23 protein-coding genes and 1 pseudogene are annotated in these 20,793 nt (G+C 59.0%); 19 read left to right on the forward strand and 5 right to left on the reverse strand.

The features are described from left to right. Positions 1-11: 11 nt before the first annotated feature. On the reverse strand, positions 12-908 hold the full coding sequence (locus ABLV52_RS17740; RefSeq protein ID WP_348890693.1) for a LysR substrate-binding domain-containing protein: 897 nt from the start codon (positions 906-908) through the stop codon (positions 12-14). A gap of 103 nt (positions 909-1,011) precedes the next feature. On the opposite strand from ABLV52_RS17740, the gene ABLV52_RS17745 reads away from it, so the two are divergent. The 3 genes and pseudogenes from ABLV52_RS17745 to ABLV52_RS17755 all read left to right on the forward strand — a co-directional run bounded on the left by ABLV52_RS17745 (position 1,012) and on the right by ABLV52_RS17755 (position 2,547). Further along, the gene (locus ABLV52_RS17745) at positions 1,012-1,617 is read left to right on the forward strand and encodes an NAD(P)H-dependent oxidoreductase (RefSeq protein WP_348890694.1); all 606 of its coding nucleotides are present in this window, start codon (positions 1,012-1,014) and stop codon (positions 1,615-1,617) included. A gap of 76 nt (positions 1,618-1,693) precedes the next feature. Beyond that, positions 1,694-1,993, forward strand: a complete 300-nt coding sequence (locus tag ABLV52_RS17750) for a metalloregulator ArsR/SmtB family transcription factor (RefSeq protein WP_348890695.1) — start codon at positions 1,694-1,696, stop codon at positions 1,991-1,993. 7 nt (positions 1,994-2,000) lie between these two features. Then, positions 2,001-2,547 (forward strand): annotated as a pseudogene (locus ABLV52_RS17755) (rhodanese family protein). Here ABLV52_RS17755 and lpxO read toward each other — a convergent pair. Then, the gene (gene lpxO, locus ABLV52_RS17760; protein WP_348890696.1) at positions 2,528-3,430 is read right to left on the reverse strand and encodes a lipid A hydroxylase LpxO; all 903 of its coding nucleotides are present in this window, start codon (positions 3,428-3,430) and stop codon (positions 2,528-2,530) included. The pseudogene ABLV52_RS17755 and the gene lpxO sit on opposite strands and share 20 nt — an antisense overlap. Before the next feature lie 204 nt (positions 3,431-3,634). Here lpxO and ABLV52_RS17765 point away from each other — a divergent pair, with 204 nt between their 5' ends. Next, positions 3,635-3,814: a hypothetical protein gene (locus tag ABLV52_RS17765; RefSeq protein WP_023290745.1), complete on the forward strand. Its 180-nt coding sequence runs from the start codon at positions 3,635-3,637 to the stop codon at positions 3,812-3,814. 75 nt (positions 3,815-3,889) lie between these two features. Here ABLV52_RS17765 and stpA read toward each other — a convergent pair whose 3' ends face one another. Then, entirely contained in the window at positions 3,890-4,291 is a 402-nt protein-coding gene (gene stpA / locus ABLV52_RS17770) for a DNA-binding protein StpA (RefSeq protein ID WP_023290746.1), read from the reverse strand. A 727-nt stretch (positions 4,292-5,018) separates the two neighbouring features. Between stpA and alaE the strand changes: the two genes are divergently transcribed. Beyond that, complete coding sequence (gene alaE, locus ABLV52_RS17775; RefSeq protein ID WP_004205719.1) at positions 5,019-5,468, forward strand: L-alanine exporter AlaE; 450 nt, start codon at positions 5,019-5,021, stop codon at positions 5,466-5,468. A 78-nt stretch (positions 5,469-5,546) separates the two neighbouring features. On the opposite strand, the gene ABLV52_RS17780 is transcribed toward alaE, so the two are convergent. Next, a complete protein-coding gene (locus ABLV52_RS17780) occupies positions 5,547-5,909 on the reverse strand; it encodes a DUF2002 family protein (RefSeq protein WP_002914291.1) in 363 nt (120 codons plus the stop codon). A gap of 149 nt (positions 5,910-6,058) precedes the next feature. Between ABLV52_RS17780 and ABLV52_RS17785 the strand changes: the two genes are divergently transcribed. Next, the gene (locus ABLV52_RS17785) at positions 6,059-6,406 is read left to right on the forward strand and encodes a DUF883 family protein (RefSeq protein ID WP_032432206.1); all 348 of its coding nucleotides are present in this window, start codon (positions 6,059-6,061) and stop codon (positions 6,404-6,406) included. 119 nt (positions 6,407-6,525) lie between these two features. On the opposite strand, the gene ABLV52_RS17790 is transcribed toward ABLV52_RS17785, so the two are convergent. Then, on the reverse strand, positions 6,526-7,896 hold the full coding sequence (locus ABLV52_RS17790; RefSeq protein WP_348890697.1) for a PLP-dependent aminotransferase family protein: 1,371 nt from the start codon (positions 7,894-7,896) through the stop codon (positions 6,526-6,528). An 88-nt stretch (positions 7,897-7,984) separates the two neighbouring features. Between ABLV52_RS17790 and ABLV52_RS17795 the strand changes: the two genes are divergently transcribed. The 13 genes from ABLV52_RS17795 to emrB all read left to right on the forward strand — a co-directional run bounded on the left by ABLV52_RS17795 (position 7,985) and on the right by emrB (position 20,760). Next, on the forward strand, positions 7,985-8,416 hold the full coding sequence (locus ABLV52_RS17795; RefSeq protein WP_023290749.1) for a carboxymuconolactone decarboxylase family protein: 432 nt from the start codon (positions 7,985-7,987) through the stop codon (positions 8,414-8,416). Positions 8,417-8,599: 183 nt separating this feature from the next. Continuing rightward, the gene (gene nrdH, locus ABLV52_RS17800) at positions 8,600-8,845 is read left to right on the forward strand and encodes a glutaredoxin-like protein NrdH (protein WP_048298086.1); all 246 of its coding nucleotides are present in this window, start codon (positions 8,600-8,602) and stop codon (positions 8,843-8,845) included. Further along, on the forward strand, positions 8,842-9,252 hold the full coding sequence (gene nrdI / locus ABLV52_RS17805; protein WP_023290751.1) for a class Ib ribonucleoside-diphosphate reductase assembly flavoprotein NrdI: 411 nt from the start codon (positions 8,842-8,844) through the stop codon (positions 9,250-9,252). Before nrdH ends, nrdI begins: the two co-directional genes overlap by 4 nt. Continuing rightward, positions 9,225-11,366, forward strand: a complete 2,142-nt coding sequence (gene nrdE / locus ABLV52_RS17810; RefSeq protein WP_049013828.1) for a class 1b ribonucleoside-diphosphate reductase subunit alpha — start codon at positions 9,225-9,227, stop codon at positions 11,364-11,366. The genes nrdI and nrdE overlap by 28 nt, the downstream gene beginning before the upstream one ends. Positions 11,367-11,376: 10 nt before the next feature. Continuing rightward, entirely contained in the window at positions 11,377-12,339 is a 963-nt protein-coding gene (gene nrdF / locus ABLV52_RS17815) for a class 1b ribonucleoside-diphosphate reductase subunit beta (RefSeq protein WP_048298088.1), read from the forward strand. A 356-nt stretch (positions 12,340-12,695) separates the two neighbouring features. Next, positions 12,696-13,898 carry a glycine betaine/L-proline ABC transporter ATP-binding protein ProV gene (proV, locus tag ABLV52_RS17820; RefSeq protein WP_002914328.1) on the forward strand — a complete coding sequence of 401 codons (1,203 nt, stop codon included), beginning with the start codon at positions 12,696-12,698 and terminating at the stop codon, positions 13,896-13,898. After that, the gene (proW, locus tag ABLV52_RS17825; RefSeq protein ID WP_348890699.1) at positions 13,891-14,958 is read left to right on the forward strand and encodes a glycine betaine/L-proline ABC transporter permease ProW; all 1,068 of its coding nucleotides are present in this window, start codon (positions 13,891-13,893) and stop codon (positions 14,956-14,958) included. The genes proV and proW overlap by 8 nt, the downstream gene beginning before the upstream one ends. 78 nt (positions 14,959-15,036) lie before the next feature. Continuing rightward, positions 15,037-16,035, forward strand: coding sequence for a glycine betaine/L-proline ABC transporter substrate-binding protein ProX (gene proX, locus ABLV52_RS17830; protein ID WP_348890700.1), 999 nt, complete (start codon positions 15,037-15,039; stop codon positions 16,033-16,035). A 180-nt stretch (positions 16,036-16,215) separates the two neighbouring features. Beyond that, the gene (locus tag ABLV52_RS17835; protein ID WP_348890701.1) at positions 16,216-16,962 is read left to right on the forward strand and encodes an AzlC family ABC transporter permease; all 747 of its coding nucleotides are present in this window, start codon (positions 16,216-16,218) and stop codon (positions 16,960-16,962) included. Beyond that, positions 16,952-17,287, forward strand: coding sequence for an L-valine transporter subunit YgaH (ygaH, locus tag ABLV52_RS17840; protein WP_004205699.1), 336 nt, complete (start codon positions 16,952-16,954; stop codon positions 17,285-17,287). The genes ABLV52_RS17835 and ygaH overlap by 11 nt, the downstream gene beginning before the upstream one ends. A 90-nt stretch (positions 17,288-17,377) precedes the next feature. Then, positions 17,378-17,908, forward strand: a complete 531-nt coding sequence (mprA, locus tag ABLV52_RS17845; RefSeq protein ID WP_002914337.1) for a transcriptional repressor MprA — start codon at positions 17,378-17,380, stop codon at positions 17,906-17,908. Between the two features lie 125 nt (positions 17,909-18,033). Continuing rightward, complete coding sequence (gene emrA, locus ABLV52_RS17850) at positions 18,034-19,206, forward strand: multidrug efflux MFS transporter periplasmic adaptor subunit EmrA (protein WP_004205697.1); 1,173 nt, start codon at positions 18,034-18,036, stop codon at positions 19,204-19,206. Between the two features lie 15 nt (positions 19,207-19,221). Further along, positions 19,222-20,760: a multidrug efflux MFS transporter permease subunit EmrB gene (gene emrB, locus ABLV52_RS17855; protein WP_002914342.1), complete on the forward strand. Its 1,539-nt coding sequence runs from the start codon at positions 19,222-19,224 to the stop codon at positions 20,758-20,760. The last annotated feature ends 33 nt before the right edge of the window (positions 20,761-20,793 follow it).

Consider the following 20,793-nt stretch of genomic DNA (forward strand, 5'->3'; position numbering starts at 1 on the left):
GGCCGCGGACGCTACGCCAGACCCAGCCCCGCCCGCAGGGCATCGATCGTCACCCGCGTTTTTTGCGGCAGCCACGGCCCTTCCGGCCACACCGCGTGGATGGCGAAACGCACACGGTCGCTGGACGCCAGAACCTGCTGCAGCGTCCCGTCGGCGAGCGCCTGCGCCACCAGCCAGTCCGGCAGCCAGGCGATGCCCATTCCCTGCTGCGCCGCCGCGGCGATGGCGGCAAAGTCATCCTGCACCAGCCACGCCTCCGGGGTGAAGCGCACTTCGCCCTGCTGCGGGTCGTAAAGTTGCCATTTTTGCAGCTGACCGTTATGCAGATAGCCGAGGGTGCGGTGCTCGCTCAGCCCGGCGATGGTCTGCGGCGCCGGCTGGCGACGCAGGTACTCCGCCGCCGCGCACAGCACCATGCCATGCTCCCCCAGCGCCCGCGCCCGTAGCGACCCGGTATCGGCCAGGCTCCCGATACGCACCGCGAGATCAAACCCCTCTTCCAGCAGATTGACCTGCCGGTCGCTGTAGTGGAGCTCGAGCTTCAGCAATGGATAGCGCTGGCTCAGGCGGAACAGCAGCGGCGCCACGCAGCGCTGGCCAAACAGCACCGGCAGCGAAATCCGCAGCCGTCCCTGCACCTCGCCTTTGCCGCGCTGCAGCGCTTCTTCGGCCTCGCGAATGCGTCCCAGCGCCTCCCGACACTGGTGATAAAATTGCTCTCCCTCTTCCGTCAGCAGTTGCCTGCGGGTGGTGCGCTGGAATAACGCCACGCCGAGACGCGCTTCCAGCCGGGCAATGGTTTTTCCCACCGCCGAACGCGTCACGTGGAGGATGGTCGCCGCGCTGGCAAAGTTACCGCTCTCGACCACAGTGACAAACACCGGGATCGCGTTCAGATCGTCGCGCACAGATTGGTTCCTTACGGGATACAATAGAGGAAAATAATGTCACTCCAGAGAGAAAAAAGACAGTGTTAGTCTCTGCTTCTATCCTTCACTTGAGGCACCCATCATGGCTAACGTTCTGGTATTAAAGTCCAGCATTAATGGCGAAACTTCCCTGACCAATCAGCTGATTAACGAATTTATCGCGGCGCGCCGGGCGGCGGGCCGCCAGGATCGGATCCGCGAACACGATCTCAGCGCTATGGGGCTGCCGACGCTGGATGGCGCGCTGTTTGCCGCCCTGCGCGGGGCGGCGGATCCGCGGCCGGCCATCCGCGCGGCGGTAGCGCTCTCCGACCAGTTTATCGCCGAGTTAAAAGCCAGCGACCTGCTGGTGATCGGCGCCCCGATGTATAACCTCAACGTCCCGACCGATCTGAAGAAATGGTTCGACCTCGTGGCGCGGGCGCGGGAAACCTTTCGCTACACCGACAGCTGGCCGCAGGGGCTGGTCGAGGGCGTCCGGGCGGTGGTCGTCAGCAGCCGCGGCGGTGTTCACCAGGGAGAAACCACCGACGCCGTCACCCCCTATCTGCGCGCGGTGCTGGGGCTGATGGGGATCCATGAGGTGGAATTTATCTATGCCGAAGGGCTGGATAACCGCCCGCACGGCCGCGACGCCGGGATCGCCAGCGCCCGGGCGCAGATAGCCGATCTCGCCGTTCCGGCCTGAGTCGCGGGGAAAAAGGGGCTGGCGCTGGCGGCTTTTTTATTTTAGAGTTATCTAAATTTAGAAAAAGCTAAAATACATGACCACACCCGAAGACCTGCAGGCCCGCGCCGGCGAAGCCGCCGCGCTGATGAAAGCGATGAGCAACCCTCACCGCTTGCTGATCCTGTGCATGCTATGCGACGCGCCGCGGGCCAGCGCCGGTGAACTGGCCCGCGCTACCGGCCTGAGCCCTTCCGCCACCTCGCAGCACCTCGCGCGGATGCGTGACGAGGGGCTGATCGACAGCGAACGCGACGCTCAGCGCATCCACTATTTCATCACCCATCCTGCGATACAGCAGGTGATCAACACGCTGAAAACGCTCTATTGCCCGTGAGGATCCTATGACCATCGCCACCTTAACCCCTGCCGAAGCCCGGGTGCAGATTGCCCAGGGCGCCAGACTGATAGATATCCGCGATGCGGATGAATACGCGCGCGAACATATTCCCGATGCCGAGCTGGTGCCGCTCGCCACCCTGAACGGCGGCGCGACCCTAAACGCCCGGGCCGGCGAGCGCGTGATCTTCCACTGCCAGGCCGGCTCCCGGACGCAGAATAACGCCATTCGTCTGGCAGCCGCTGCCGCGCCGGCGCAGGTCAGCCTGCTGGCGGGGGGGATTCAGGCATGGAAAGCCGCGGGGCTCCCGGTTGAGGAAGATAAATCGCAACCGCTGCCGCTGATGCGCCAGGTGCAAATCGCCGCTGGCGTTCTGATCTTACTGGGGGTGCTGCTGGGCTATACCGTGAACGGCGGCTTTTTCCTGCTCAGCGGCGCGGTCGGCGCCGGGCTCACTTTCGCCGGGATAACCGGCTTTTGCGGCATGGCGCGCCTGCTGGCGATCATGCCGTGGAACCGGCGCCAGGGGAGTTAAAACGCACTCCAGATAAGCCAGGCAATGCCGCCGAAAAGCAGCCATTTGACGACGTAATAGACCGTCTTATTCCATTTTTTCAGCCGCTTGCCGACAATGCGGATCTGGTAGATATAGCGAAACGCCCGGTTAATTCCTCCAGTGCGATCGCTGGCGTCGTTGGGCGCCGAGGCGGCGCTCATCAGATTGCGCCCCAGCCAGTGGTTGACCTTCTGCGCCCAGCGGTAGCGCATCGGCCGTTCAATATCACAGAACAGAATCAGCCGATTCTCACCGCTGGTATTTTCCGCATAGTGGATATAGGTCTCGTCAAACAGCACGCCTTCCCCGTCGCGCCAGCTGTAGCGCTGACCATCCACCTCGATAAAGCAGCGGTCATCGTTCGGCGTCGCCAGGCCAAGATGAAAGCGCAGGGAACCGGCGTAGGGGTCGCGATGGCGCGGCAGACGGCTGCCGTCCGGCAGGGTGGCGAACATGGCCGCTTTCACCGACGGAATATCCCGCAGCAGCGCGGTAGTTTGTGGGCAAAGCTGGCTGGCGGAGGGATGGGCATCCTCATACCATTTCAGATAAAAGCGTTTCCAGCCAGTTTTAAAAAATGAGTTAAATCCGGCATCGTTATATTTATCGGCCGCTTTAATCTGCTTCAGCTGCTGGAGGCGGATGCCTTCTTCGCGAATAACCAGCCAGTTTTGTTGCAATATCGCCAGCTCGGGAAACATCTCCGGGCGCAGATAAGGCGTATTCGGCACGCGGGAAAATAAATACATAAATCCATTCAACGGCGCGGTAAATGTGGAATGGTCGGAGAGCTGTCGCCAGAAACGATAGCGCACCCGTCCGCGGTAATGGACATACAGCACAGCAATAACAATGATCAACAGAATGATATACTTCATGGTGTCTTTCCTGACCTGATTGATGGTAACCCTACCCTCGCCGTCCCCCTTGTCAGCAGCGGTATGGCGCCAGCAAAACATTAACAACATTAATACATATACCTCCAAATTGTTTTAACAAAAAAGAGCACACCCGGTGTTCAGTGCGCGGGCGTTGAGCTATGGTTTAGGTTCATCCGTGGTATTAACAGTGAGGAGTGAATGATGTTTTCTGTCGGCGATCTGGTACAACCGCGTGCGGGCGGGCCAAAACTGAAAGTGGTCGAAGTGCAGGGCGAGGATCTGGTGGTGGTTCAGGCCGCGCAGGAGCAGGGAGAACGCTATACGCTGAAGTCAGACGAGGTGACGTCCTATCAGGAAGAGGGGGACTTCGGCGTCTGCTGAAGCCCCTCGCTGCAGATCATAAGGCCAGGCCGGGCGGTGGGTCTTTCCGCCGTCGCGGCGCTGGCCGCATCGGTTTTAAATTAAAAAGCTGTCCAGCGATTTCCCCTCGGCGACCGCCTGGGCAATCGGCTTCGGCATTCTTCCCTGGCCGGTCCAGGTTTTCTCGGCGCCGGTATGATCGGTATAACGATATTTCGCCGGGCGCGGTTTCCGCTTTTTACCACCCGCCATCGGCGGCTGAATATCGGCCACCAGCTCGTCAGGAGAAATACCGTCGGCGCGCATCAGCTCAAGCCAGGTATTCACTTTTTCCTGATATTCCGCCTGCTGCTGCGCCGCCAGCTGCTGTTGCGTACGTATTTCTTCAGTGACGATCCTGAGCTTTTCCAGCATCTCTTCAAGCACGTCAATGGAGAATTCACGGGACAGCGCGCGCAGTGAACGGATATTATTCAGTTTGTGTAACATTGAAGACATAAAATTAAAAATTTCCAAATAGCAAATTAAAAGACACAACGCGGCAAGTGTAATAGAAACGTTTATTTATTTCCAGCCTTCGGTTATCCAGATAAATATATTATGCAGAGAGTAAACCTTTTCCAACTACCTTATATCGGGAAATGCCCGGTTCTTTTTCGCCAGCGCAGGCCAATAAGACCCTGAATAAATAAAAACGGCGGATGGTGAGATAGGGAAATATATCAAGAAGGCGATATTACCTTTATGGTCAGCGGGTTATCCTCTTATCATCGGTGAATGCGCAGGCCCTCGCCGCGCGGCCAAATGAATAGTTACTCAGCCATTAAGAATAAAACGCCACATATCGTTTTAGAATTTTTCACCACAAAAACTGGCATAATGGCATAAAAACATCTAAACATGACCCTCATCACAGGCTAACGCGATTTTGCGCCACAGCGGGCGGTCAGATACCGCCCCCCTGGTCAGATATCATGGCGCAAAACAACACAACCATTTGAAATTAAAAGAATTTAATAAAACCAGCAATAAAAGTAGCGTAACGGGCAAAAAACCGACCTTCGCAGAGTATTTTATCGACAAAAAGGCAATAAATAAAAATTTATAGCTAGTTGCCACTTTTAATGCAGAGATATACTCTACGCACATCAAAACAGGCAGCCAAAAAACGCTATACCAACGCGCATTTTCGGCGTTATTGACTTCATTTTCGAGGAGCACTCCGATGTTCTCTGCGCACTCCCGCTTGCGGCATGCGGTTGCAGACACCTTTGCGATGGTGGTTTACTGCACCGTCGTCAACATGATGATCGAAATTTTTCTCTCTGGTATGACGTTTGAGCAGTCGTTATCGTCGCGCCTGGTGGCGATCCCGGTCAACATTATTATTGCTGTTCCTTACGGGATATATCGCGACTTCGCGATGCGTCAGGCCCGGCGCATCACTCCGGCCGGCTGGATGAAAAATATGGCCGACGTGCTGGCCTACGTGACCTTTCAGTCGCCGGTTTATGTCGCCATTCTGTGGAGCGTGGGTGCGGACTGGCACCAGATTGTCGCTGCGGTGAGCTCGAACCTGGCGGTTTCAATGATGATGGGCGCCGCTTACGGCTACTTCCTCGACTATTGCCGCCGCCTGTTCCGCGTGGCGCCCTACCAGCAGGCAAAAGCCTAACCGACACGTTAACAGCGACTGGCTCTGCCAGTCGCTTCCTCCCGCCAGCCAGCTTCTCCCGGGTCTTTATCCAGCGAATTAATTCGTCGACATGGCCGGCTGGGCTTCGCCAAACAGACCATTAAGAAAACGCTCAAGCGCCATGCGTGAGCTAAAGCCGTGCGGAATACCATAATGCTGCTGCGCATCCCCGGCTAAATACAGCGGAAACTGTTCATAATGGTCGCAGGTTTTGATATCTGAAGCCGGTTCAGCCAGCATATTGCTGCGCTCTTTTAACGCTGGATGAATAACTAACGCTGTTCGCCCCATGCGCGCTTCGCGGTTCACATAAACATAATTATCGCCGCGGCGATAGCCGTACGCTTTTTGCGTCACAACATCCATGGTGAAGCCGGCTTTTTCAAGAACACGCGCCACCTCATCGGGTCTTAAATACATACTGATTCCTCGTTATCTTTTACCGCACATTGACCTTACCTTATTCATTAAGGGCAGTGCTTTCGGAATATTCCAGAAACCACAGCAGTAAGCATAATTCAAAATCTTGTCCTACACTTACTCACTCGATGGAATTAAGGGAGATAACGATGGCTAACCATGTGAACCGCAACAATTTTGACGAGAACGCCGAAGATATTCATAACGATGTCAGCCAATTAGCGGACACGCTGGAAGAGGTGCTGAAATCGTGGGGCAGTGACGCGAAAGAGGAAGCGGAAGCGGCGCGTGCCAAAGCGCAGTCGCTGTTAAAAGAGACCCGCGCCCGCCTTAATGGCCACAACCGGGTGCAGCAGGCGGCGCTGGATGCGCGCCAGGCAGCGTGCGATGCGCTGGGCTGCGCCGACACCTACGTGCGCAATAAACCGTGGCACAGCGTGGGCGCCGCCGCCGCCGTCGGGGTATTTATTGGCGTATTGCTCAATTTACGTCGATAATAGCTATAGCGTTTGCTGCCGCTGCGCGATAAGCGCGCGGAAGCCCGCCAGCTTCACGGAAAGCAATGAAGATAACAAATACGCGTCAGCCCCTGCGCGCCTCTGGCCGCAGGGGTTTTTTATGCGCCAGCGGGCGTGACGCCGCCGATCGCCTCCCTCAGTCGCCGGGCCAGCGCGCCAGCCATTGCCGGCGAGCGAATATTGGTAAAACTCATCAGTAATCCCCCCTCGCCGGTATGGCGCATCCGCCAGTCGCTCAACGCCTGTACCGCCAGCCCGGCCGCCACCGCCCGTTGGGCCAGCAGGCGATCGTCGCCGCTGACGGGCATGACCAACTGAATCCCCCCCTGCTGCGGCGTGACCTGAAAGCCCTGCGCCTGCAGAGCCGACTCCAGCCACTCCCTGCGCTGGCTGTAGCTGGCGCGCATTTTTTTCAAATGACGCCAGAAATGGCCCTGCTGGATAAAATCCGCCAGCGTCTGCTGCCACAGGGTGGGAACGGTGCAGGGCTGGCGCTCCACGGTCTGGTGAAAGCGCGCCGCCAGCGCGGTCGGCACCACCAGCCAGGCGGTGCGCAGCGCCGGAAACATCGACTTACTGAAGGTGCCCGCGTAGATGACCCGCTGTGGCGCATCAAGGCTTTTCAGCGGCGGCAGCGGTTTGCCGCGATAGCGAAACTCGCTATCGTAATCATCCTCAATGATCCAGGCGTCACGCTCCGCGGCCCATGCCAACAGCTGGCGACGCCGGGGCAGCGAGAGCGCCACTCCCAGCGGACTCTGATGCGCCGGGGTGAGCAGGGCAAACCGCGCCTGCGGGTGATGGCGCTGGCCCCAGGCGATATCCATCCCTTCGTCGTCCACCGGGATCGCATCCACCACCAGCTGCCCGGCCTCGACCACCGGGCGGATAAAGGGATATCCCGGATCCTCCATCCACATATGCTGCCCCGGCTGCGCCAGGGTACGCAGGATCAGGTTCATGGCGGTGGCATAGTTGCCGGCGATCAGGACCTGCTCCGGCTGGCAGTCGATACTGCGCGACAGGCGCAGATAGTCGACGATCGCCTGACGCAGAAGCGGGTCGCCGCCGGGATCGCCGGGCGCCAGATCGAACCGCGACTGCGTCCGCAGCCGGCGCCCCATCACCCGCGCCCACAGCCCGCGCGGAAAGAGATCCAGCGCCGGGAGCCCCATCTGAAACGGCAACGGCTCCGCCGGCGCGGCAGGTTGCGCGGGCGGCGCAGGCGCCAGCTGGCGCGGACTGAGCCGCTCGCTGACAAAGGTTCCCGCCTGCCCGCGTCGCTCGAGCCAGCCCTGGGCGACCAGTTCGCCCCAGGCGTTTTCGATGGTCGCCCGGGACACGCCCTGCTCCTGGGCAAACACCCGGCTGGCGGGCAGACGGCTGCCCGGAGCCAGTTCGCCACGTTCAATGGCGGATTTCAGCTGGCGGGCGATGCGTTGATAGAGAGGGAGGTGGCTGGCTTCCATTATGGTCTGCTTTTTTCATCACAATATGGCTATCTTTTGCAGTCCATTATAGTGCTATTTTGGCTGCCGTCTTAGAGAGGAGAACACCATGAGCCAATTACGTCAGCCATTCAGTGAACTGAGCCCGGAAGTCTATAAAGGGCTGGTGCAGGCCAGCCTCGCGCTGGAGAAAAGCGAGCTGGGCAGCGCCCTGGTGGAGCTGGTCTATTTACGCGTGTCGCAGATCAACGGCTGCGCCTTCTGCCTTGAGAAGCACAGCCAGGCGCTGCGCAAAGGCGGCATGGCGCAGAGCAAGCTGGATGCCCTGGCCGGCTGGCGGGTGAGCGACCATTTTACCCCTGGCGAACGCGCGGCGCTTGCCTGGGCCGAGTCGGTCACCGACATCGCCGCCAGCCATGCGGAAGATGAGGTTTACCTGCCGCTGCGCGAACATTTTACCCCACGTCAGATAAGCGATCTCACCTTCGCCATCAGCTTGATGAACGCCTTTAACCGCCTCGCCGTCGCCATGCGTCTGTAGTTTCGCGCAGCCTTCCCCCTCCTCCGCCTGGCCACCCCGGCGGGGGAACGCTTTGCTAAAAACGCTATATATTGAGTGGTTGAAGTTTTAAATAACTACATCTAGTATTTCCTTATCGAATGGCCCACAACGTTCGACGCTACGTTTAGCGCCGTACTGTTATCTTAAATGGAAATACGAATCATGCGCATTACTATTTACACTCGAAATGACTGCGTGCAGTGCCATGCCACCCGACGAGCCATGGAGAGCCGGGGGCTGGCCTTTGAAATGGTCAACGTCGACCAGCAACCGGATGCCGCCGACACCCTGCGCGAGCAGGGGTTTCGCCAGCTGCCGGTGGTGATCGCCGGCGACCTGCGCTGGAGCGGCTTCCGCCCGGATATGATCAATCGCCTGCGCCCCTCCGTCGCGGCGGCCAGCGCATGAGCCTCATCGTCTACTTCTCCAGCCGTTCGGAGAACACCCATCGCTTTGTGCAGCGCCTGGGGCTGCCGGCGGTGCGCATCCCGCTGAACGAGCGTGAACCTCTGCAGGTAGACGAGCCCTATATTCTCATCGTTCCCAGCTATGGCGGCGGCGGTACCGCCGGCGCCGTGCCGCGTCAGGCGATCCGCTTTTTAAACGACGTACATAACCGTCGGCTGATCCGCGGGGTGATTGCCGCCGGCAATCGCAACTTTGGCGACGCCTGGGGACGCGCCGGGGATGTCATCGCGCAGAAATGCGCCGTGCCCTATCTCTACCGCTTCGAGCTGATGGGAACCCCCGACGATATCGATAACGTGCGTAAAGGAGTCAGCGAATTTTGGCAACGACAACCGCAGAACGTATAAACGCCGCCGTGGATTTTCACGCCCTCAATGCGATGCTGAATTTGTACGACAGCGAGGGCCGCATCCCGTTTGAGAAAGATCGCCAGGCGGTTGAGGCTTTTATGGCGACCCAGGTTCAGCCCAACACCCTCGCCTTTGCCAGCCAGGAGGATAAACTCAGCTGGCTCGTCCGCGAGGGCTATTACGATCCCCAGCTGCTGGCCGGCTATGATCGCGGGTTTGTGCTGGCGCTGTTCGCCCATGCCCGGCGCGCCGCGTTTCGCTTCCAGACCTTCCTCGGCGCCTGGAAGTTCTATACCAGCTACGCGCTAAAGAGCTTTGACGGCAAGCACTACCTCGAGGATTTCGCGGAACGCAGCGTAATGGTGGCCCTGACGCTGGCCCGGGGCGATGAACAGCAGGCGCGGCAGCTGACGGAGGAGATACTCAGCGGCCGCTTCCAGCCGGCTACGCCCACCTTCCTTAACGCCGGCAAACAGCAGCGCGGGGAGCTGATCTCCTGCTTCCTGCTGCGCATTGAAGATAATATGGAGTCCATCGGCCGGGCGGTGAACTCGGCGCTGCAGCTGTCGAAGCGCGGCGGCGGCGTGGCCTTTTTACTCTCCAATCTGCGCGAGGCTGGGGCGCCGATCAAGCGCATCGAAAATCAGTCCTCCGGCGTGGTGCCGGTGATGAAGATGCTGGAGGACGCCTTCTCCTATGCCAACCAGCTCGGCGCCCGCCAGGGGGCGGGGGCGGTCTGGCTGCACGCTCACCATCCCGATATTTTGCGCTTCCTTGATACCCGGCGTGAAAATGCCGATGAGAAAATCCGCATCAAAACCCTGTCGCTGGGGGTGGTGATCCCTGACATCACCTTCCAGCTGGCGAAAGAAGACGCGCAGATGGCGCTCTTCTCGCCGTATGATGTCGAACGGCTGTACGGCAAACCCTTCGCCGACTGCGCCATCGGCGATCTCTATCCACAGCTGGTAGCCGACGATCGGGTTCGCAAACGCTGGATCCGCGCCCGCGACCTGTTCCAGCGCCTGGCGGAGATCCAGTTTGAATCCGGCTACCCGTACATCATGTTTGAAGACACGGTGAACCGCGCCAGTCCGGTGGCCGGGCGGGTCACCATGAGCAATCTGTGTTCCGAGATCCTGCAGGTCAGTACGCCGTCCGCCTATAATGAAGATCTCAGCTATGCCCATATCGGGGAAGATATTTCCTGCAACCTCGGCTCGCTGAACATCGCCCACACCATGGACTCGCCGGATTTCGGCCTCACTATCGCCACCGCGGTGCGCGCCCTGACCGCCGTGTCCGACATGAGCCACATTCAGTCGGTCCCCTCCGTGGCGGCCGGCAACGCCGCCTCCCACGCCATCGGCCTGGGGCAGATGAATCTTCACGGCTACCTGGCGCGGGAAGGCATTGCCTACGGCAGCCCGGAGGGGCTGGACTTCACCAATATCTACTTCTACACCGTGACCTGGCACGCGCTGCACACCTCGATGCTGTTGGCCCGCGAGCGCGGCCAGCGCTTCGCCGGCTTCGGGCAGTCGCGCTACGCCAGCGGGGAATACTTCGACAAATATCTGCAGGAGTCGTGGCAGCCGAAAACCGAACGGGTACGCGCGCTGTTCGCCCGCGCCGGCATCTCCCTGCCCGACCGGGAAAGCTGGCGCCAGCTGCGCGACGACGTCATGCGCTATGGCATTTACAACCGCTATCTGCAGGCGGTGCCGCCCACCGGCTCGATCTCGTACATCAACCATGCTACCTCCAGCATTCACCCGATCGTCTCGAAGATTGAGATCCGCAAAGAGGGGAAAACCGGACGGGTGTACTACCCCGCGCCGTTTATGAATAACGATAATCTGGCCCTCTACCAGGATGCGTACGAAATAGGCCCCCGGAAGATCATCGACACCTACGCCGAGGCGACGCGCCACGTCGATCAGGGGCTGTCGCTGACCCTGTTCTTCCCGGATACCGCAACCACCCGCGATATCAACAAGGCGCAAATCTACGCCTGGAAGAAAGGCATTAAGACGCTGTACTACATCCGACTGCGCCAGCTGGCGCTGGAAGGCACTGAAATTGAAGGCTGCGTGTCCTGCGCGCTGTAAGGAGAACAGGATGACCCATTTAACGCGCGTCAGCGCGATCAACTGGAACCGCATCGATGACGATAAAGATCTGGAGGTGTGGAATCGTCTCACCAGCAACTTCTGGCTGCCGGAGAAAGTGCCGCTGTCGAACGACATTCCCGCCTGGCAAACCCTCAGCGCGGCGGAGCAGCAGTTGACCATTCGCGTTTTTACCGGGCTGACCCTGCTCGATACCATTCAGAACACCATCGGCGCGCCGGCGCTGATGGCGGACGCTCTGACCCCGCATGAGGAGGCGGTGCTGTCGAATATCAGCTTTATGGAAGCGGTTCATGCCCGCTCTTACAGCTCCATCTTTTCCACGCTGTGCCACAGCAAAGAGGTGGATGCCGCCTTCGCCTGGAGCGAAAGCTGCGAACCCCTGCAGCGCAAAGCGCAGCTGATGCTGAGCTACTATCAGGCCGACGAGCCGCTGAAGAAAAAAATCGCCAGCGTGTTCCTCGAATCCTTTCTCTTCTATTCCGGCTTCTGGCTGCCGATGCACTTCTCCAGTCGGGGAAAACTGACCAATACCGCGGATCTGATCCGCCTGATTATTCGCGATGAAGCGGTGCATGGCTATTACATCGGCTACAAGTATCAGAAAGGACTGGAGATCGTCAGCCCCGGTAAGCGCGAAGAATTGAAAAACTTCGCCCTCGATCTGCTGATGGATCTGTACGACAACGAGCTGGCCTACAGCCGGGAACTGTACGGCGAGAGCGGCTGGTTCGACGACGTCAGCGCATTCCTGTGCTACAACGCCAACAAAGCGCTGATGAACCTCGGCTACGAGGCGCTGTTCCCGGCGGAGATGGCGGCGGTTAACCCGGCGATCCTCGCGGCGCTGTCACCCAACGCCGATGAAAACCACGACTTTTTCTCCGGCTCCGGCTCCTCCTACGTGATAGGAAAAATGGAAGAGACCGCCGACGACGACTGGGACTTTTAACCGTACTTTCACCAGGAATATCGCCCGCATATTCCTGGTGATCAATTTCACAGAATCGCGATTAATCCACCAAATATTCTCTCCATGGTCTAACCGTCATCACTTCGTCATATTTAGCAGAAAACCGGTCCATTTCAGTCTAATTATCCAAAGATAATCAAAAAATATTACCCACAACAAATTACCGCTCAGCCCTTATATCACGGGGGCTGTGCCGCCATGTCCCTCCCTCCATTTTGCCGAGAGTTTGCCATTGAGGGTTGTCACAGAATCTGAGTATGTTAGGGTGTAAAAAGATCATTATCACCATTGGGTACCATATCGCAATAAACAAATAACAGGAACTTCTCTATTGCATGGCAATTAAATTAGAAATCAAAAATCTTTATAAGATATTTGGCGAGCACCCTCATCGTGCTTTCAAATATATTGAGAAAGGACTCAACAAAGCGCAAATACTGGAAAAAACGGGGCTGTCGCTTGGCGTCAAAGACGCCAGTCTGGCCATTGAAGAAGGCGAGATATTCGTCATCATGGGGCTCTCCGGCTCGGGGAAATCCACCATGGTTCGCCTTCTCAATCGCCTGATTGAACCCACCCGCGGCCAGGTGCTGATTGACGGGGTCGATATCGCCAAAATGTCGGACGCCGAGCTGCGCGAGGTGCGTCGTAAAAAAATTGCGATGGTTTTTCAGTCCTTTGCGCTGATGCCGCACATGAGCGTGCTCGACAATACGGCGTTTGGCATGGCGCTTGCCGGCGTCCCGGCCGCTGAGCGAGAGCAAAAAGCGCGGGAAGCGCTGCGTCAGGTGGGGCTGGAGAATTATGCCCACGCCTGGCCGGATGAACTCTCCGGCGGGATGCGTCAGCGCGTCGGTTTAGCCCGCGCCCTGGCGATTAATCCCGATATTCTGTTAATGGATGAAGCCTTCTCCGCGCTCGATCCGCTCATTCGCACAGAAATGCAGGATGAGCTAATCAAATTACAGGCTAAGCATCAGCGTACCATTGTCTTTATTTCCCATGACCTTGATGAAGCCATGCGAATTGGCGATCGTATCGCCATTATGCAAAATGGCGAAGTGGTTCAGGTCGGCACTCCGGATGAAATATTGAATAATCCGGCCAATGATTATGTCCGCACCTTCTTCCGCGGCGTTGATATTAGCCAGGTCTTCAGCGCGAAAGATATTGCCCGTCGTAGCCCGGTCGGCCTGATTCGTAAAACGCCAGGTTTTGGCCCCCGCTCTGCGCTGAAATTATTACAGGATGAAGACCGGGAATATGGTTATGTCATTGAGCGCGGTAATCGCTTTGTCGGGATTGTCTCGATCGATTCTCTGAAAACCGCACTCAGCGCTGGCCAGGGGATCGAGGCGGCGCTGATTGACGCCCCGCTGGCGGTGGAGGCGCAAACGCCGCTCAGCGATCTGCTCTCCCACGTCGGCCACGCCCCGTGCGCCGTCCCGGTGGTGGATGAAGAACAACAATATATTGGCATCATTTCCAAACGAATGTTGCTCCAGGCTTTAGATCGCGAGGGGGTGAATCATGGCTGATCAAACCAATCCGTGGGACAGCGCCCCGGCAACCGACAGCGCCGCTCAGGCTGCAGACGCCTGGGGTGGCGCCTCAACTGCCGCGCCGACTAATGGCGGCGGCGCCGACTGGCTGCACAGCGCCCCGGCGCCGCAGCCGGAACAGTTCAATATCATGGATCCGTTCCATAAGACCCTGATCCCGCTCGACAGTTGGGTGACCCACGCCATCGACTGGATCGTGCTGCACTTCCGCCCGCTGTTCCAGGGGATCCGCGTGCCGATCGACTACATCCTCAGCGCCTTCCAGCAGCTGCTGTTGGGGATGCCGGCGCCGGTGGCGATTATCGTCTTCGGGCTGATCGCCTGGCAGATCTCCAGCCTCGGCATGGGGGTCGCCACCCTGGTCTCGCTGATTGCCATCGGCGCCATCGGCGCGTGGTCGCAGGCGATGGTCACCCTGGCGCTGGTCCTCACCGCCCTGCTGTTCTGCATGATCATCGGCCTGCCGCTGGGGATCTGGCTGGCGCGCAGTCCGCGAGCGGCGAAAATTATCCGCCCGCTGCTGGATGCCATGCAGACCACGCCGGCCTTCGTCTACCTGGTGCCGATCGTGATGCTGTTCGGCATCGGCAACGTGCCCGGCGTGGTGGTGACGATTATCTTCGCCCTGCCGCCGATCGTCCGTCTGACCATCCTCGGGATAAACCAGGTGCCTGCGGATCTGATCGAAGCGTCGCGCTCGTTTGGCGCCAGCCCGCGCCAGCTGCTGTTTAAAGTTCAGCTGCCGCTGGCGATGCCCACCATTATGGCCGGGGTTAACCAGACGCTGATGCTGGCCCTGTCGATGGTGGTGATCGCCTCGATGATCGCCGTCGGCGGTCTTGGCCAGATGGTGCTGCGCGGCATTGGCCGCCTGGATATGGGCCTGGCCACCGTCGGCGGCGTGGGGATCGTGATCCTGGCGATTATTCTTGACCGCCTCACCCAGGCCGTCGGCCGCGACGCCCGCAGTCGCGGCAACCGCCGCTGGTACACCACCGGCCCGCTGGGGCTTCTCACTCGCCCTTTCTGTCGATAAGTCGATAACAGCGCCGCTCCCTGACACCAGCCGATGCCGGGGGGCCGCCCTTCCCGTTAAACAATAAGAGGAACCACCATGCGACATAGCACGATGATGGCCACCGCCGCCTTTGCCACCCTGATCGCCAGCAGCGCCTTCGCCGCCGACCTGCCGGGCAAAGGAATTACCGTCAAGCCGGCCCAGAGCACTATCTCCGAAGAGAGCTTCCAGACCCTGCTGGTCAGCCGCGCGCTGGAGAAGCTTGGCTACACCGTCGAAAAACCGAGCGAAGTGGACTATAACGTCGCCTATACCTCGATTGCCGCCGGGGATACTACCTTTATCGCCACCAACTGGCAGCCGCTGCACGATGACATGTACGCCGCGGCGGGCGGTGATAACAAATTTTACCGCAAGGGGGTGTACGTCTCAGGCGCCGCCCAGGGCTATCTGATCGACAAAAAAACCGCCGAGCAGTACCACATCACCTCTATCGATCAGCTCAAAGATCCGCAGATCGCCAAACTGTTTGATACTAACAACGACGGTAAAGCGGACCTCACCGGCTGCACCCCGGGCTGGGGCTGCGAAGCGGTGATTAACCACCAGATTGACGCCTATGGCCTGAGCAAAACCGTCACCCATAACCAGGGCAACTACGCGGCGATGATGGCCGACACCATCGCCCGCTATAAAGAGGGTAAACCGGTGCTCTACTACACCTGGACGCCGTACTGGGTTAGCGACGTGCTGAAGCCTGGCAAAGACGTCGTCTGGCTGCAGGTGCCGTTCTCCTCCCTGCCGGGCGAGCAGAAAAACATCGATACCAAACTGGCCAACGGCGCCAACTATGGCTTCCCGGTCAACACCATGCACATTGTCGCCAACAAAGCCTGGGCGGAGAAAAATCCGGCCGCCGCCACTCTGTTTAGCGTCATGAAGCTGCCGATCGCCGACATCAACGCCGAGAATGCGATGATGCACGAAGGCCATGCTTCCGAAGCCGACATTAACGGTCATGTTGATGGTTGGATCAAAGCCCACCAGCCGCTGTTCGACAGCTGGGTGAAAGCCGCGCTCGCCGCGCAGCAGTAACCCGCCCCCGGATAAGGCCCGGCGCCTTATCCGGGCCCCTTCCCCGCCTTTCATCCCGTCAGGGTCATGGAAAAGCGGATTGCGGGCATTTTCATAGTGTTAAGGCGCGTCGCGCTCTGTTAAGGTGGGGACATCGGTCAATTTGCCACCTTCACATGGATCCAGCGATAAGTTATTCATATGGAAAACCCCGCGCCCTTAATCTGTGCCTTATCTGAACGTGTCGCTACCGTCGGCGAAGGCATTAAAGACAGTCTCCCCATCGTCATCAGCTACCTTCCGGTGGCATTCGCCTTCGGACTGAACGCCACCCGGCTGGGTTTCACCCCGCTGGAAAGCCTGTTTTTCTCCTGCATTATTTACGCCGGCGCCAGCCAGTTTGTGATCACCGCCATGCTGGCCGCCGGCAGTTCGCTGTGGGTCGCCGCCCTGACGGTGATGGCGATGGACGTCCGCCACGTGCTATATGGCCCCTCGCTGCGCAGCCGCATTCATACCGCGCTGGACAAAAAGAAGACCGCCCTCTGGGCCTTCGGCCTGACCGATGAGGTTTTCGCCGCCGCCACCGCCAGGCTGGTTCGCGACAACCGACGCTGGAGCGAAAACTGGATGCTCGGTCTCGCGTTTACCTCGTGGGCATCGTGGGTGTGCGGCACGCTGGCCGGCGCCTGGTCCGGCAACGGCCTGCTGGTGGATTATCCGGCGGTGGAAGCCGCGCTCGGCTTTATGCTGCCGGCGCTGTTTATGAGCTTCCTGCTGGCCTCTTTCCAGCGCCAGCAATCGCTGTGCGTCACGGCGGCGCTGGCGGGCGCGCTGGGCGGCATTCTGTTATTTTCCATTCCGGCGGCGATCCTCGCCGGGATTGTCTGCGGGTGTCTGACGGCGCTGGTCCAGGCCATGCTGAAGGGGATGCCGGATGAACAGTGAGGTCCTTCTGCTCGGAGTGATTGTCGGCGGCGTGAACTATCTGTTTCGTTATCTTCCCCTGCGTCTGCGCGCGGGTCATGCCCGGCCTGCCCGTCGTGGCCCGGTCAGCGTGCTGCTGGATACCATCGGCATCGCCTCGATTTGCGCGCTGCTGGTGGTCTCCAGCGTGCCGGAGATCCTCGCCGATGCCCATCGCCTGGCGCCGACGCTGATCGGCTTCCTGGTGCTGGGGGGCGCCTTCTGGAAAACCCGCAGCATTATTATCCCGACCCTGCTGTCGGCGTTGGCCTACGGTCTGGCCTGGAAAATCGCCAGCGGGCTCTAAGCTTTGCGTATCAATTTTGGTCAATAATTCATTTGATTTATTTGTCACAATAGTTATTATATCGGCTGTAATTAATGAGGTCATACCCAAATGGATAGTTCGTTTACTCCCATTGAGCAAATGCTCAAGTTCCGCGCCAGCCGCCATGAAGATTTCCCGTTCCAGGAGATTCTGTTAACTCGTCTTTGCATGCATATGCAAGGTAAGCTGCTGGAAAATCGCAATAAAATGCTCAAAGCGCAGGGAATTAACGAGACATTATTTATGGCGCTGATTACGCTGGAGTCGCAGGAAAACCACAGCATTCAGCCGTCCGAGCTGAGCTGTGCGCTGGGCTCGTCGCGTACTAACGCCACCCGTATCGCTGATGAACTGGAAAAACGCGGCTGGATTGAACGCCGCGAGAGCGATAACGATCGTCGCTGTCTGCATCTGCAGCTGACCGAAAAGGGCCATCAGTTTTTGCGTGAAGTCCTGCCGCCGCAGCATAACTGCCTGCACCAGCTGTGGTCTTCACTCAGCACCAGCGAAAAAGATCAGCTCGAACACATTACCCGCAAACTCCTGAGCCGCCTTGACCAGATGGAAGAAGAAGGCGTGCTGGCGGACTCTCTACGCTAAGGGCGGCGTCGCTCAGCCCATTTTTACGTTGCAAGGAAAACAGCCAGGCCAGCAGATCTCTGCTGGCCTTTCTGATAAACAGGTCGGCTCAGCCGATGTGAAATAATAAGATCGTGGAGAATAACATGAGCGCAAATGCGGAGAGCCAAACCCCGCAGCAACCAGGCAGCAAAAAAGGGAAGCGTAAAGGCGCCCTTCTGTTGCTGACATTGCTCTTCATTATTATTGCCGTGGCATATGGGATTTACTGGTTTCTGGTACTGCGTCACTACGAAGAGACCGACGATGCCTACGTGGCAGGGAACCAGGTACAAATTATGGCCCAGGTCTCGGGCAGCGTGACCAAAGTCTGGGCAGACAACACGGACTATGTGCAGAAAGGCGATCCGCTGGTCACTCTCGATCAGACCGATGCCCAACAGGCGTTTGAGAAAGCCAAAACGCAGCTGGCCGCCAGCGTGCGTCAAACCCGTCAGCAGATGATCAACAGCAAGCAGCTGCAGGCGAATATTGACGTCAAAAAGACCGCCCTCGCCCAGGCGCAGGCTGACCTGAACCGCCGCATCCCGCTGGGCGCCGCGAACCTCATCGGCCGCGAAGAGCTGCAGCACGCCCGCGACACCGTCGCCAGCGCGCAGGCCGAGCTTGACGTGGCAATCCAGCAGTACAACGCCAACCAGGCGATCGTGCTGGGTACCAAACTGGAACAGCAGCCGGCGGTGCTGCAGGCGGCGACCGAAGTGCGTAACGCCTGGCTGGCCCTGCAGCGTACGCAGATCGTCAGCCCGATTAGCGGCTACGTTTCCCGCCGCTCGGTACAGCCTGGGGCGCAGATCGGCACCACCACGCCGCTGATGGCGGTGGTTCCGGCGACCAACCTGTGGATCGACGCTAACTTTAAAGAGACCCAGCTGGCGCATATGCGCATCGGCCAGCCGGCCACCGTAATCAGCGACATCTATGGCGATGACGTGAAATACACCGGCAAGGTGGTTGGTCTGGATATGGGTACCGGGAGCGCCTTCTCCCTGCTGCCGGCGCAGAACGCCACCGGCAACTGGATCAAAGTGGTACAGCGCTTGCCGGTCCGCATCGAGCTGGATGAAAAACAGCTGGCGGAACACCCGCTGCGCATCGGCCTCTCGACGCTGGTGGAAGTTAACACCACCGATCGCGATGGCGAAATGCTGGCAAGCCAGGTGCGGAGCTCCCCGGTCTACGAGAGCAATGCCCGCGAAATCGCTCTCGATCCGGTCAATAAACTGATAGACGAGATCATTCAGGCCAACGCCGGATAATTCGGGGTGAGTGTAATGCAACAGCAAAAACCGCTGGAAGGCGCGCAGCTGGTCATCATGACCATTGCGCTGTCGCTCGCGACGTTCATGCAGGTGCTGGATTCCACTATCGCCAACGTGGCGATCCCGACCATCGCCGGTAACCTTGGCTCATCGCTGAGCCAGGGGACCTGGGTCATCACCTCGTTCGGGGTCGCTAACGCCATCTCCATTCCGATCACCGGGTGGCTGGCCAAGCGCGTGGGCGAGGTGAAGCTGTTCCTGTGGTCCACCACCGCTTTCGCCATCGCCTCCTGGGCCTGCGGCGTCTCCAACAGCCTGACGATGCTGATCTTCTTCCGCGTCATTCAGGGGATTGTTGCCGGGCCGCTGATCCCGTTGTCGCAAAGTCTGTTGCTCAGCAACTATCCGCCGGCGAAACGCTCTATCGCCCTGGCGCTGTGGTCGATGACGGTGATCGTCGCCCCCATCTGCGGCCCGATCCTCGGCGGCTATATCAGCGATAACTACCACTGGGGATGGATCTTCTTTATCAACGTGCCCATTGGCGTGGCGGTGGTGCTGATGACCCTGCAGACCCTGCGCAACCGGGAAACCAAAACCGAACAGCGGCGTATCGACGGCGTCGGCCTGGCGCTGCTGATCATCGGTATCGGTAGCCTGCAGGTGATGCTGGACCGGGGTAAAGAGCTGGACTGGTTCTCCTCCAATGAAATTATCATTCTGACCATCGTGGCGGTGGTGGCGATAAGCTTCCTGATCGTCTGGGAGCTGACCGACGATAACCCGATTGTCGATCTGTCGCTGTTTAAGTCGCGCAACTTCACCATCGGCTGCCTCTGTATCAGCCTGGCCTACATGCTCTACTTCGGGGCCATCGTGCTGCTGCCGCAGCTGTTGCAGGAGGTCTACGGCTACACCGCGACCTGGGCCGGCCTGGCGTCAGCGCCGGTGGGGGTGATCCCGGTCATTCTGTCGCCGATTATCGGCCGCTTTGCGCATAAGCTCGATATGCGACGGCTGGTCACCTTCAGCTTTATCATGTACGCCGTCTGCTTCTACTGGCGCGCCTGGACCTTCGAACCGGGGATGGACTTTGGCGCCTCGGCGTGGCCGCAGTTTATCCAGGGCTTCGCGGTAGCCTGCTTCTTCATGCCGTTGACCACCATCACCCTCTCCGGCCTGCCGCCGGAACGGCTGGCGGCGGCGTCGAGCTTGTCGAACTTCACCCGTACCCTTGCCGGCTCCATCGGGACCTCGATCACCACCACCCTGTGGACCAACCGCGAGGCGCTGCACCATGCGCAGCTCACCGAATCGGTGACGCCGTTCAACCCCAACGCGCAGCAGATCTACGATCAGCTGCAGGGGATGGGAATGACGCAGCAGCAGGCGTCCGGCTGGATAGCGCAGCAGATAACCAACCAGGGGCTGATTATCTCCGCCAACGAAATCTTCTGGATCTCAGCGGCCATTTTCATCCTGCTGTTGGGACTGGTGTGGTTCGCCAGACCCCCGTTCAGCGCCGGCGGCGGCGGCGGCGGCGCGCACTAAGCCTCACATTAAGGGACCTGCGGGTCCCTTTTT

This window comes from Klebsiella sp. GB_Kp056 (genome assembly GCF_040064755.1).
In the GTDB taxonomy this organism is placed as follows: domain Bacteria; phylum Pseudomonadota; class Gammaproteobacteria; order Enterobacterales; family Enterobacteriaceae; genus Klebsiella; species Klebsiella quasipneumoniae.